The sequence below is a fragment of the Pseudomonas sp. PICF6 genome (genome assembly GCF_009831705.1).
GTDB lineage: Bacteria > Pseudomonadota > Gammaproteobacteria > Pseudomonadales > Pseudomonadaceae > Aquipseudomonas > Aquipseudomonas rhizophila.
The window spans coordinates 20915-33243 of sequence record NZ_WUUD01000029.1; the positions used below are offsets into that span (position 1 = coordinate 20915).

Here is a 12329-nt window from a genome sequence, read left to right on the forward strand (position 1 = left end):
GCCCCACCGTGCAGCTTGTGACTGACCCAAAACCACTGTGGGAGCGAGCCTGCTCGCGATGGCGGCGGGTCAGGCAACTTACGCTGGCTGATCCACCACTATCGCGAGCAGGCTCGCTCCCACAGGGTTTGTCGATCGGTCGCCGGCCGAATCAGGCCAGCTTCTTGTGCCTTACGCGGTGCGGCTGGGCAGCGGCTTCGCCCAGGCGTTTCTTGCGATCGGCCTCATACTCGGTGTAGTTGCCTTCGAAGAACACCGCTTGCGAGTCGTCTTCGTACGCCAGGATGTGGGTCGCCACACGGTCGAGGAACCACCGGTCGTGGGAGATCACAATCGCTGCGCCCGGGAAGTCCAGCAGGGCTTCTTCCAGGGAACGCAGGGTTTCGACGTCGAGGTCGTTGGACGGTTCGTCGAGCAGCAGGACGTTGCCGCCCTCCTTCAAGGTCAACGCCAGGTGCAAGCGACCGCGTTCACCACCGGACAAGTCCTTGACGAACTTCTGCTGGTCGCCGCCCTTGAAGTTGAAGCGCCCCACGTAGGTGCGCGACGGAATTTCATAGTTGCCGATGCGGATCTGGTCGGAACCGTCGGAGATCTGCTGGAACACGGTCTTGCTGCCGTCCAGGTCTTCGCGGCTCTGGTCGACACAGGCCAGTTGCACGGTTTCGCCGATTTCGATGGTGCCCGAATCCGGTGTTTCCTTGCCCATCAGCATGCGGAACAGCGTGGATTTACCCGCACCGTTACCACCGATCACACCGACAATGGCGCCTTTGGGCATGGCGAACGACAGGTTGTCGATCAGCACGCGGTCGCCATAGCCCTTGGTGACGTTCTTGAATTCGATGACCTTGTCGCCCAGGCGCGGACCGGCCGGGATGTAGATCTCGTTGGTTTCACTGCGCTTCTGGAATTCCTGGGACTGCATTTCCTCGAAGCGTTGCAGACGTGCCTTGGATTTGGACTGGCGGGCCTTGGCGCCTTTGCGCACCCACTCCAGTTCTTCCTTCATGGCTTTTTCATGGGCCGACTGCTGCTTGGATTCCTGGGCCAGACGATCGGACTTGGCTTCAAGCCAGCCCGAGTAGTTGCCTTCGTAAGGAATACCCGCGCCGCGGTCCAGTTCCAGGATCCAGCCGGCGACGTTGTCCAGGAAGTAACGGTCGTGCGTGATCGCGACCACGGTGCCCGGGAAATCGTGCAGGAAGTGTTCGAGCCAGGCGACGGAATCGGCGTCCAGGTGGTTGGTCGGCTCGTCGAGCAACAGCATGTCCGGCGCCGACAGCAGCAGGCGGCACAGAGCCACACGACGCTTTTCACCACCAGAGAGGTGTTCAACCTTGGCATCCCAGGCCGGCAGGCGCAGCGCATCGGCGGCGACTTCCAGCTGGCGATCCAGGTTATGGCCATCGCTGGCCTGCAGGATCGCTTCGAGCTTGGCCTGTTCGGCGGCCAGCTTGTCGAAGTCGGCATCCGGTTCGGCGTAGGCCGCGTAGACTTCGTCCAGGCGCGCCTGGGCATCCTTGATCACGCTGACCGCCTCCTCGACCACTTCCCGTACTGTCTTGGTCGGATCCAGCTGAGGCTCTTGAGGCAGGTAACCGATGTTCAAGTCGGGCATCGGACGGGCTTCACCGTCGAACTCGTTGTCGACACCGGCCATGATTTTCAGCAGCGTGGACTTACCCGAGCCGTTGAGGCCCAGTACGCCGATCTTGGCCCCGGGGAAGAACGACAGTGAAATGTTTTTCAGGATTTCCCGCTTCGGCGGAACAACTTTGCTCAGCCGATGCATGGTGAAGACGTATTGAGCCATGGTGAACCTAGCGTCAGTGACAGGTGAAAAGAACGAGCCAGGCCATGCGCGGCGCCGGCGCTTGACGGTCATCAATGCCGGCGGGCAGATAAAGCCTGGGGATCGGAGCTTGCGCGCTCTTGTTTGACCGGCAAAGCTACCTCAACCATCGGTCAAGGTCCAGCCACCAGGGGCTGGCACTTTGCCACAAGTCAAGGCATGCTAGCCGCCCTTTGGGCGTCCGGCTTATAGTGCACGTCGCGCCAGTCCAGCAAACTGCAGGATTACAGCTTGTCCAACGTCACGCCGACCCTGTCCCCACGCGCACCGACTGCTGCGAGCGGCTCGCCCCTGCGCGGGACATTAAAGGGCGCGCTGGCCACACTGGTGCTCTTGCTGCTTGGATTGCTCTTCTGGCAGTTGCTTGATCAATTGCGCGAAACCCAGCAGCAACAGCGCCAGTACACCATCGATTACACCGCCGACCTGGCCGCGCAAGTCAGCCTGAACATGGCCTTGAATGCGCAGATCGCCCTCAACCTGCTACCGATCGTCGAACAACCGCAGAGCGCCGACGAACAGCAGGCCCTGTTGCGCAAACTCCAGCAATCGTTGCCCGAGCTACGCAGCCTGGCGTTGCTGAGCCCTTCCGGCCGGGTGCTCAGCGACAGTGATCCTGCCAGCCACGATGCCGATTACCTGGCAGAGCTGGTACGGCGCAGTCGGGCCCAGGCGCACTATTTCAGCAATGCCGATGACGGCTCCGTGGTGCATCTGTTGTTGCACCAGGCCAGCGGCAGCAGCCGCAGCTATTGGGCGCTGCGCCTGACCCCAACCTTCTTCTCGACCCTGACCAAGCAGGCCGATACCGGCATGCGCCCACTGTGGCTGGTGGAAAACCGCCTCAACCAGCAAATCATCAGCCGGGACGAAAGCCTGCCCTCGGCCAGCCCTACCCGGCTGTCCCCGGATGATCTGAGCAACACCGTGCTGACCGTGCCCCTGAGCAGCAGCGACTGGCAATTGCGTGGACTGTTCGACCGACGCCAGGTGCTGGAGCAATTGCTGCCGGCCTTCATCGGCAAATGCCTGCTAGGCCTGGCGTTTTCAATGCTGCCGGTGATCGCGCTCTTGAGCATGCGCCGTCGCCAGCGTCAGTTGCACGAGGGCCGCCGACGCTACCAGGATATTTTCGAAGGCACCGGCGTCGCGCTCTGCGTGCTTGACCTGTCGAGCCTCAAGGCATTTTTTGAAAGGACCGGCCTGCGCAACGGCGACCAGTTGCGCGCCTGGTTGGCCATCCCTCACCAGCTTGAACAACTGCAGCAGGAAGTTCACGTCACCGAGGTCAATCAGATGGCGTTGAAGCTGCTCAACGTCAACTCCTGCGAGCGGGCCTGGCAACTGCTGGTAGGCAATGCTGCCCAGGACAACAACCCGGTGGGTTCGAAGCTGCTCGAAGCGCTGCTCGACCAGCACAAGCAGTTGGAGCTGGAAATCAAGCTGCAGGACGCCCATGGCCGTGATCAGCACCTATGGCTGGTGCTGCGTCTGCCGGAAAAACAGCAGGACTACAACGCCGTCATCCTGAGCATCAGCGACATTACCAGCCGCAAGCTGATCGAACTGTCGCTGCTCGAACGCGAAGGCTTCTGGTCCGACGTGGTGCGCACCGTACCGGACCATCTCTATGTGCAAGACGTGATCAGCCAGCGGATGATCTTCAGCAACCATCACCTGGGACAGACCCTGGGGTACGACCGCACCGAACTGCACCAGATGGGCGAATACTTCTGGGAAATCCTGCTGCACAGCGAAGACGCCGACCACTATCACAACTTGCGCCAGGCACAACGCCAGGCCGGGTATGCGCAACTGCTGCAATGCCAGCTGCGCTTTCGCCATCGCAATGGCAAATGGCGGCGCTTCGACATTCGCGAACAAGCCCTGGCCCGGGACCGGCACGATCAGGTGACACGGATCATCGGCGTAGCCAAGGACATCACCGAACAGATCGAAGCCAGCGAATCGCTGCGCGACAGCGAACAACGCTACCGGATGCTCGCCGAAAGCATCAGCGACGTGATTTTCTCCACCAACAGCAAGCTTTCGCTCAACTACGTCAGCCCCTCGGTGCAAGCAGTGCTGGGCTACAGCGCTGACTGGATATTCCAGAACGGCTGGCAATCGACCATCGCCAACCCGCAACAACTGACCGGCATCTACACCTTGATGGATCGGGTCAGCAAAGCCCTCGACAAGCCTGAGCAACTGGCCGAGTTGCGCAACCAGATGCAGACCCAGCTGTTCCTGTTCGACTGCCTGCGCGCCGACGGGCGCAAGATCCCCATCGAGCTGCGGTTGGTGCTGGTGTGGGATGAGCACGGCGCGTTCGAAGGCGTGCTGGGCGTGGGCCGCGATATCAGCCAGCAACGACGCGCCGAAAAAGACCTGCGCATGGCCGCCACGGTATTCGAGCATTCGACCTCGGCGATCCTGATCACCGACCCGGCCGGTTACATTGTCCAGGCCAACGAAGCCTTCAGCCGCGTCAGCGGGTATGCGGTGTCGCAGGTGCTGGACCAGTTGCCCAACATGCTGACCGTGGACGAGCAGCAGGAAGCCCACCTGCGCTACGTGCTCAAGCAGTTGCAGCAACACAGCACGTGGGAAGGCGAGGTCTGGCTCAAGCGCCGCAATGGCGAGCACTATCCGGCCTGGGTCGGCATTACGGCGGTGCTGGACGATGAAGGCGACCTGGCCAGCTACGTGTGCTTCTTCAGCGACATCAGCGAACGCAAGGCCAGCGAACAGCGCATCCATCGCCTGGCCTACTACGACGCGTTGACCCACCTGCCCAACCGCACGCTGTTTCAGGATCGCCTGCACACCGCGCTGCAATCGGCCGAGCGCCAGAAAAACTGGGTCGTGCTGATGTTCCTCGACCTGGACCGCTTCAAGCCGATCAACGACTCTCTGGGCCACGCCGCTGGCGACCGGATGCTCAAGGAAATGGCCACGCGGCTGCTCGGCTGCGTGGCCGACGACGACACCGTGGCGCGCATGGGCGGCGACGAATTCACCCTGCTGCTGCAACCGCGTTCCAGCCGCGAAATGGCGCTCAACCGGGCGATCAACGTGGCCGAGCAGATCCTCGCCAGCCTGGTCCGACCGTTCGTACTGGAAGGTCGGGAGTTCTTCGTCACCGCCAGCATCGGTATCGCCCTGAGCCCTCAGGACGGCAACGAGCTGAGTCAGCTGATGAAGAACGCCGACACGGCCATGTATCACGCCAAGGAGCGCGGCAAGAACAACTTCCAGTTCTACCAGGCCGACATGAACGCCAGCGCCCTGGAACGACTGGAGCTGGAAAGCGACCTGCGCCACGCCCTGGAGCAGAATGAGTTCGTGCTGTATTACCAGCCACAGTTCAGCGGCGACGGCAAACGCCTGACCGGCGCCGAGGCCTTGCTGCGCTGGCGCCATCCACGACGCGGGCTGGTGCCGCCAGGGGACTTCATCCCGGTCCTCGAAGAGCTCGGGTTGGTGGTGGACGTCGGTGACTGGGTGATCAGCGAAGCCTCTCGGCAGCTCAAGACCTGGCACCAGGCCAAGGTCCGGGTGCCGAAAGTCTCGGTCAACATTTCGGCCCGGCAGTTCTCCGATGGCCAGCTCGGCACGCGCATCGCCAACATCCTGCGTAGCACCGGCCTGCCGCCGGCCTGTCTGGAACTGGAACTGACCGAAAGCATCCTGATGCGTGAAGTCAGCGAGGCGATGCAGATCCTGGCCGGGCTGAAAAACCTGGGCCTGAGCATCGCCGTGGATGACTTCGGCACCGGTTATTCGTCCCTCAACTACCTCAAGCAATTCCCCATCGACGTGTTGAAAATCGACCGCACCTTTGTCGATGGCCTGCCATCCGGCGAACAGGACGCCCAGATCGCCCGGGCGATCATCGCCATGGCCCACAGCCTCAACCTGGCGGTGATTGCCGAAGGGGTCGAAACCCACGAGCAACTGGACTTTCTGCGCGAGCACGGCTGCGATGAAGTCCAGGGCTACCTGTTCGGCCGGCCGATGCCGGCCAACCGGTTTGAGGCGCAGTTCAGCAATGATGCGCTGTTCATGCTCGACTGAAAGCTTGTGCTGGCCGGGCGGGCCTCATCGCGAGCAGGCTCGCTCCCACAATTGCTTTTGGCTGTCCTTGGAATAGACATACACCACAGCCCCCCTGTGGGAGCGAGCCTGCTCGCGATGAGGCCAGTACAGGCAGCGTGAATCCCATTCGTCCGCGACATGACGTCCTTTCATATGCCTTCCAAAACCGGTTGGGTTAGAATGCCCCCCTTTTCTGCCCCCGATCCTTGAGGACCGCCATGTTCAGCCGTGATTTGACTATTGCCAAGTACGACGCCGATCTCTTTGCCGCCATGGAGCAAGAAGCTCAGCGCCAGGAAGAGCACATTGAGCTGATCGCTTCGGAAAACTACACCAGCCCCGCGGTGATGGAAGCTCAAGGCTCGGTACTGACCAACAAGTACGCCGAAGGCTATCCAGGCAAGCGCTACTACGGTGGTTGCGAGTTCGTCGACGTGGTCGAGCAACTGGCCATCGACCGCGCCAAGGAACTGTTCGGTGCCGACTATGCCAACGTCCAGCCTCACGCAGGTTCCCAGGCCAACGCCGCTGTCTACCTGGCGCTGCTGTCGGCCGGTGACACCATTCTGGGCATGAGCCTGGCCCACGGCGGTCACCTGACCCACGGCGCCAGCGTTTCGTCCTCGGGCAAGCTGTACAACGCCATCCAGTACGGCATCGACGGCAATGGCCTGATCGACTACGACGAAGTCGAGCGCCTGGCACTCGAGCACAAGCCGAAAATGATCGTGGCCGGTTTCTCCGCCTACTCGCAGATCCTCGACTTCCCACGTTTCCGCGAAATCGCCGACAAGGTCGGTGCCTACCTGTTCGTGGACATGGCGCACGTTGCGGGCCTGGTTGCCGCTGGCGTCTACCCCAACCCCGTGCCATTCGCCGACGTCGTCACCACCACCACCCACAAGACCCTGCGCGGTCCACGTGGTGGCCTGATCCTGGCTCGTGCCAACGCCGACATCGAGAAAAAGCTCAACTCCGCCGTATTCCCCGGCGCCCAGGGTGGCCCGCTGGAACACGTGATCGCCGCCAAGGCGATCTGCTTCAAGGAAGCGCTGCAGCCTGAGTTCAAGGCTTACCAGCAACAAGTGGTGAAAAACGCCAAGGCCATGGCCGGCGTATTCATCGAGCGTGGCTTCGACGTAGTGTCCGGCGGGACCGAGAACCACCTGTTCCTGCTGTCGCTGATCAAGCAGGACATCTCCGGCAAAGACGCCGACGCAGCGCTGGGCAAGGCGTTCATCACCGTGAACAAGAACTCGGTGCCCAATGACCCACGCTCCCCGTTCGTCACCTCCGGCCTGCGCTTTGGCACCCCGGCCGTGACCACTCGTGGTTTCAAAGAAGCCGAGTGCAAGGAACTGGCTCGCTGGATCTGCGACATCCTGGCGGACCTGAACAACGAAGCGGTGATCGACGCCGTTCGCGAGAAGGTCAAGGCGATCTGCAAAAAGCTGCCGGTATACGGCGCTTAATCAGCCCGTTACACCTCAGTAAGAAAGGCCTCCATTGAAAGATGGGGGCCTTTTTCATGGGCGCAAACAATTACCCCCAAATAACTAACCCCCACGCTTATCTAATGTCTTGCAATACACACACCACCACCGACAGCTAATAAATCAATAATATCGCTCCATAACTGCACACTTCATAAACCCAACGAGGAGTCGAATCACATGGACCGTGATCAATCTTTTAACGCCACACTTCGAATGTTTGACAACCACGTCAACCTGCTTGAAATACTTCATGGCAAACCCGCGATGGCCACCGTGAGTTTATTCAGCGGCGGCTTCTTTACCGGCCGCCCGCAAACCCACGACCACTCCAGCCTGCTCGGCATGCGCCCCAAAAATCAGGGTCAATCCAGCAACCCATTGAAATTGCATTTGCGACACACCCCGAACGGCTACAACCTGGTCATTAAAAACACGGGGGAACATGAAAACAAACTTGTCGGTAAACGCTGGCTTGAGGTTCTCGGCGCACAGGACTTCGGCACGGATGATCCGATGTTCTTTACCCTCGTTGATCATCAGAACAACGCCATCACCCGGCAGAATATTTCCACGCCGCATTTACCTGTCTCGCTCATGACAAAAAACAAAAAATATATCGGCGGATTGAAAGTTCGAGGCTCGCCTTATATTTATCTCGCCGAGACAGAAGAAAAATCGAAAGTAACATTCATCCTAAGTGTTCTTTAAAGAACATGTCGATATCTTTGTGGCGAGTGGGCTGATCCCTCGCCACAGGGAGCTGTGGCGCACTGCTTGCCACCCACATTTTTTCACTGCAACAAACGGCTCAAGCACAAGGGTTCCGGCCAAACTGGTAAGACCGGTCATGCCAAATCTCTACAGATCAGCTTGCACAGCAGCGAAAACAGGGCCTAGACTGCGCCTACACTGGACAAACCGGTAAGACCACAATAATGAAGTCCTGACGCCAACAGCTCTATTGACGGCGAAAAGGACACCGAACCAGGAATCCCTCCCATGCTCAAATGGTGCTCGCGTTCGATCTTCCTTCAAGTTGTCCTCGGATTGGTGCTCGGCATCGTCTGTGGACTGACCCTTCCCGAATACTCCGCACAGCTCAAACCCCTCGGCGACGGCTTTATCAAGCTGATCAAGATGCTCATCGGCCTGATCGTGTTCTGTGTGGTAGTCAGCGGCATCTCGGGTGCCGGAGACCTCAAGAAGGTCGGGCGCATTGGCCTCAAGTCGGTCATCTACTTCGAAGTATTGACCACCATCGCCTTGGTCATCGGTCTGGTGCTTGCCTTCAGCACCGGTATCGGCAGTGGTGCGAACATCCACCTGGAACAACTCTCCAGCGCGGACATGGGGGATATCGCCCAGCGTGGCGAGCACCTGGTCACCACCACCCAGTTCCTCATGAACCTGATCCCAACCTCGGTGCTCGGGGCCTTCGCTGAAAACAACATTCTGCAAGTGCTGTTGTTCTCCGTGCTGTTTGGCAGCGCCTTGAACCTAGTGGGCGATGCAGCGTCCGGCATCTCGCGGTTGATCAACGAACTGAGCCACGTGATCTTCCGCATCATGGGCATGATCGTGCGTCTGGCCCCCATTGGGGTCTTCGGGGCCATCGCCTTCACTACCAGCAAATATGGCCTGGACTCACTGCAACACCTGGGCAGCCTGGTGGGCCTGTTCTACCTGACCTGCATCGCCTTCGTTGCGCTGATCCTCGGCTTGGTGATGCGTGTCTCGGGCCTGCCGATGTTGCCGTTTCTCAAATACCTGCGTGAAGAGCTGCTTATCGTGCTCGGTACGGCCTCTTCCGACGCCGTGCTGCCACAGATCATGCGCAAGCTTGAGCACCTGGGGATCGGCAGTTCCACCGTCGGCCTGGTGATTCCGACCGGCTACTCGTTCAATCTGGACGGTTTTTCGATCTATCTGACCCTGGCGATTGTGTTCATTGCCAACGCCACCGGCACACCTCTGGCCATGAGTGATTTGCTGACCATCCTGCTGGTGTCACTGATCACCTCCAAGGGCGCCCACGGGATTCCCGGCTCGGCGCTGGTGATCCTGGCTGCCACGTTGACGGCCGTCCCGGCGATCCCGGTGGTTGGCCTGGTGCTGGTACTAGCGGTGGATTGGTTCATGGGCATCGGCCGGGCCCTGACCAACCTGATTGGCAACTGCGTGGCCACCGTGGCGATTGCCCGCTGGGAAAAAGACATCGATGTCCCTCGGGCGCGCAAGGTACTGTCCGGCCAACACGGTTATACCTTCCAATCCAGGAAACCGGTGGGCACTGCCCATCAGCAGCAATTCTGAAAGACTGCGGTGCCGGCCCGCGAACCGGTACCGCCTGATTGATTTTCGAGGAGTCACCAGTGATCAGTTCATCAACCGTCGTCAATTCCGTAGTGGAGAAACTACGTGCCGCCCTCGCTCGGGGCCAATGGCGCTCGGGCGACATGCTGCCCGGCCAGCGCGAGCTGGCCGAGCAATTGGGCATCAGCCGACCAAGCCTGCGCGAAGCGGTGATTGTCCTGGAAACCCTGGGGCTGGTGCGTTCGATGCCCGGCAAGGGCGTCGTGGTGCTGGAGGCCAACTTCACCGACACCGCCAATGAAGGCAGCGCCATGGCCGGCGCCAGCCTGGAGGACGTGCTGCAACTGCGCTACACCCTGGAGCCTTTCATCGTCGGTCTTGTGGCGCAATCCATCAGCAGCAAGGAGGTCGGCCAGTTGCGCCTGACCCTCATGGACATGCGCGAAGCGTTGGAGGCCAACGACAGCGACGCCTGCGCCAATGCCTACATTGCCTTCCATGAAGAGCTGTTTGCCTTGACGTCCAACCCGATTTTTCAAAACGTGGTCCAGCAGACCAGCAACGCGCTCAAGCAAAGCGCCGATGTGTTGCGCAATTCACCCCAGCATCTGGCCGAACGCCTGGAGGAAAACGAAGCCGTGGTGCGCGCCATCCGCGCCAAGAACAGCGCCCAGGCCAGTACCGAAATGCGCCGGCATATCCTCAGGGAAGGCCAGCGCATGGGCATCGAACTGAACATTCCGGACGACAACCTCGGCACTTGAGCCACACCCTGCGGAGACCGCCATGAACAACCTCATGCCCCACCCGGATCAGCCTGAGCGTAACGTGCTCGCGTCCCTGTCGCTGCCCGGTCGGGTCGGCAAACCGTCGGTGGACGATATCTACCCGCGGATCTTCGACGCCATCCTCGAACAACGCATTGCTCCGGCCAGCCGTTTCACCGAGGAAAGCCTGGGGGATGTGTTCGGTGTCAGTCGCAGCATCATTCGCCGTGTCCTGGCGCGCCTGTCCCACCAGCAAGTGGTGATCCTGCGGCCCAACCATCGGCCCCAGGTGGCGGCACCGGACCTGGAACAGACCCGGCAAATCCTGCATGCCCGGCGCCTGGCCGAACAGACCCTGGTGCGCCTGGCCTGCAAGGCGCCGCAGCCCAAGGACCTGCAGCGCCTACGCGATCTTATAGAGCGCGAGCGCCAGTGCCTGGATCGCGGCGAACGCGGCCCGGCGATTCGCCTGTCCGGCGAGTTTCACCTGCAATTGGCGACCATGGCCGGGAATGCGCCGTTGGCGCAGTTTCTCGGCAGCCTCGTGCCATTAACCTCGCTGGCCCTGGCGCGGCATGAGCTCAAGTCCCGCAGACATTGCGCCTGGCAGGAGCATTTGGCGATCGTAGACGCGATAGAACGTGGCAACGCTGATCAAGCGTTGCAACTGATGAGCGAGCACCTGGACCATCTTGAGCAAAAGCTGCTGATGGCCGCAGGCACCGGGACGTCAAAGTAGCGCGGCTTCGAAGCCTGCGCGGATCTTCTCTTCGGGCAACTCGTCGGCGATGAACACAATGACGCTCTCCCGTGCTTCGCCTGGCGCCCATTCGGTGTCCCAGTCAAAACCGTACAGTTTGAGTACGCCCTGGAACACCAGTCGACGGGATTCGCCAGCGATGCTCAGTACCCCCTTGTAGCGCAGCAACTGCTTGCCGTGCTCCTCCAGCAACTGGTTCATGAACTCGCTGAGTTTGTCGATATCCAGCGGTTTGTCGGTGCGAAGCACGAGGCTGCTGATGCGGTCCCCGGTGCTTGCCTTGCCCACCGGTCGCAGGCTGAACCCCGCCCCCAGGTCTGCGTTGAGATTGAAGCCGCGGATGTCGAGCAGTTCGGCCAGATCGATCTTGCCGTGCTCCACCACCCTGATCGGCGCCCGTCGGTTGATCCGCGTCAGTCGTTCGCCAAGGGCTTGGACATGGGCTGCGTCCACCAGATCGGTCTTGCTCAGCAGCAGACGGTCGGCAAACCCGACCTGGGCCTGGGCAATGGCCTGGGTCAGGTGGATCTCGGCGTGAGCGGCGTCCACCAGGGTCAGGATACCGTCGAGGATGTAGCGCTCGCGCAGGTCCTCATCGATAAAAAATGTCTGGGCCACAGGGGCCGGATCGGCCAGGCCGGTGCATTCGATCACCAGGCGATCAAAGGCAATTTCGCCGCTGTCCAGCCGTTCGAGTAGCAGGTACAGGGCTTTGGTCAGGTCAGTGTGAATGGTGCAGCACACGCAGCCATTGGCCAGGGTCATGACTTGCACCGGCTCATCGCCCAACAGCTGGGTATCGATGCCGGCATCGCTGAATTCATTCTCGATCACGGCGATTTTCAGGCCGTGCTCGGCCTTGAGCAAATGACGCAAAAGCGTGGTCTTGCCGGCGCCGAGGAAGCCGCTGAGGATGGTGACCGGGATGGGAGAGGACAACGTGATTCTCCTGTTGCGAAATTAAAAGAAGAGCACAGAACCCATGTGGAGGCGAGGCAAACTGTTGCGATGCCTTCGCGAGCAGGCTCGCTCCCACA

General features: G+C 60.5%; 8 protein-coding genes. 6 read left to right on the forward strand and 2 right to left on the reverse strand.

Annotated elements, in window-relative coordinates; all coding sequences use genetic code 11:
- Positions 1-151: 151 nt before the first annotated feature.
- Positions 152-1816, reverse strand: coding sequence for an energy-dependent translational throttle protein EttA (gene ettA / locus GSM73_RS19730; RefSeq protein WP_047230152.1), 1665 nt, complete (start codon positions 1814-1816; stop codon positions 152-154).
- A gap of 270 nt (positions 1817-2086) precedes the next feature.
- On the opposite strand from ettA, the gene GSM73_RS19735 reads away from it, so the two are divergent.
- From GSM73_RS19735 to GSM73_RS19760, 6 genes are all read left to right on the forward strand, one after another.
- Positions 2087-5935: an EAL domain-containing protein gene (locus GSM73_RS19735; protein WP_047230151.1), complete on the forward strand. Its 3849-nt coding sequence runs from the start codon at positions 2087-2089 to the stop codon at positions 5933-5935.
- A 239-nt stretch (positions 5936-6174) separates the two neighbouring features.
- Positions 6175-7428, forward strand: a complete 1254-nt coding sequence (gene glyA / locus GSM73_RS19740) for a serine hydroxymethyltransferase (RefSeq protein ID WP_160893609.1) — start codon at positions 6175-6177, stop codon at positions 7426-7428.
- Between the two features lie 201 nt (positions 7429-7629).
- Positions 7630-8160: a hypothetical protein gene (locus GSM73_RS19745; protein ID WP_160893611.1), complete on the forward strand. Its 531-nt coding sequence runs from the start codon at positions 7630-7632 to the stop codon at positions 8158-8160.
- Between the two features lie 291 nt (positions 8161-8451).
- The gene (locus tag GSM73_RS19750) at positions 8452-9765 is read left to right on the forward strand and encodes a C4-dicarboxylate transporter DctA (protein WP_076386402.1); all 1314 of its coding nucleotides are present in this window, start codon (positions 8452-8454) and stop codon (positions 9763-9765) included.
- A 59-nt stretch (positions 9766-9824) separates the two neighbouring features.
- The gene (locus GSM73_RS19755; RefSeq protein WP_047230147.1) at positions 9825-10529 is read left to right on the forward strand and encodes a FadR/GntR family transcriptional regulator; all 705 of its coding nucleotides are present in this window, start codon (positions 9825-9827) and stop codon (positions 10527-10529) included.
- 22 nt (positions 10530-10551) lie between these two features.
- On the forward strand, positions 10552-11271 hold the full coding sequence (locus tag GSM73_RS19760; RefSeq protein WP_155417201.1) for a GntR family transcriptional regulator: 720 nt from the start codon (positions 10552-10554) through the stop codon (positions 11269-11271).
- On the opposite strand, the gene yjiA is transcribed toward GSM73_RS19760, so the two are convergent.
- The gene (gene yjiA, locus GSM73_RS19765) at positions 11263-12231 is read right to left on the reverse strand and encodes a GTPase (protein WP_047230146.1); all 969 of its coding nucleotides are present in this window, start codon (positions 12229-12231) and stop codon (positions 11263-11265) included. The genes GSM73_RS19760 and yjiA overlap by 9 nt on opposite strands.
- Positions 12232-12329 lie beyond the last annotated feature (98 nt).

What these genes read in the sequence shown, in the direction of transcription:
- GSM73_RS19745 (WP_160893611.1), top strand. Translation starts at nt 7,630, where the DNA reads ATGGACCGTGATCAATCTTTTAACGCCACACTTCGAATGTTTGACAAC.
- glyA (WP_160893609.1), top strand. Translation starts at nt 6,175, where the DNA reads ATGTTCAGCCGTGATTTGACTATTGCCAAGTACGACGCCGATCTCTTT.
- GSM73_RS19760 (WP_155417201.1), top strand. Translation starts at nt 10,552, where the DNA reads ATGAACAACCTCATGCCCCACCCGGATCAGCCTGAGCGTAACGTGCTC.
- ettA (WP_047230152.1), bottom strand. Translation starts at nt 1,816, where the DNA reads ATGGCTCAATACGTCTTCACCATGCATCGGCTGAGCAAAGTTGTTCCG.
- GSM73_RS19750 (WP_076386402.1), top strand. Translation starts at nt 8,452, where the DNA reads ATGCTCAAATGGTGCTCGCGTTCGATCTTCCTTCAAGTTGTCCTCGGA.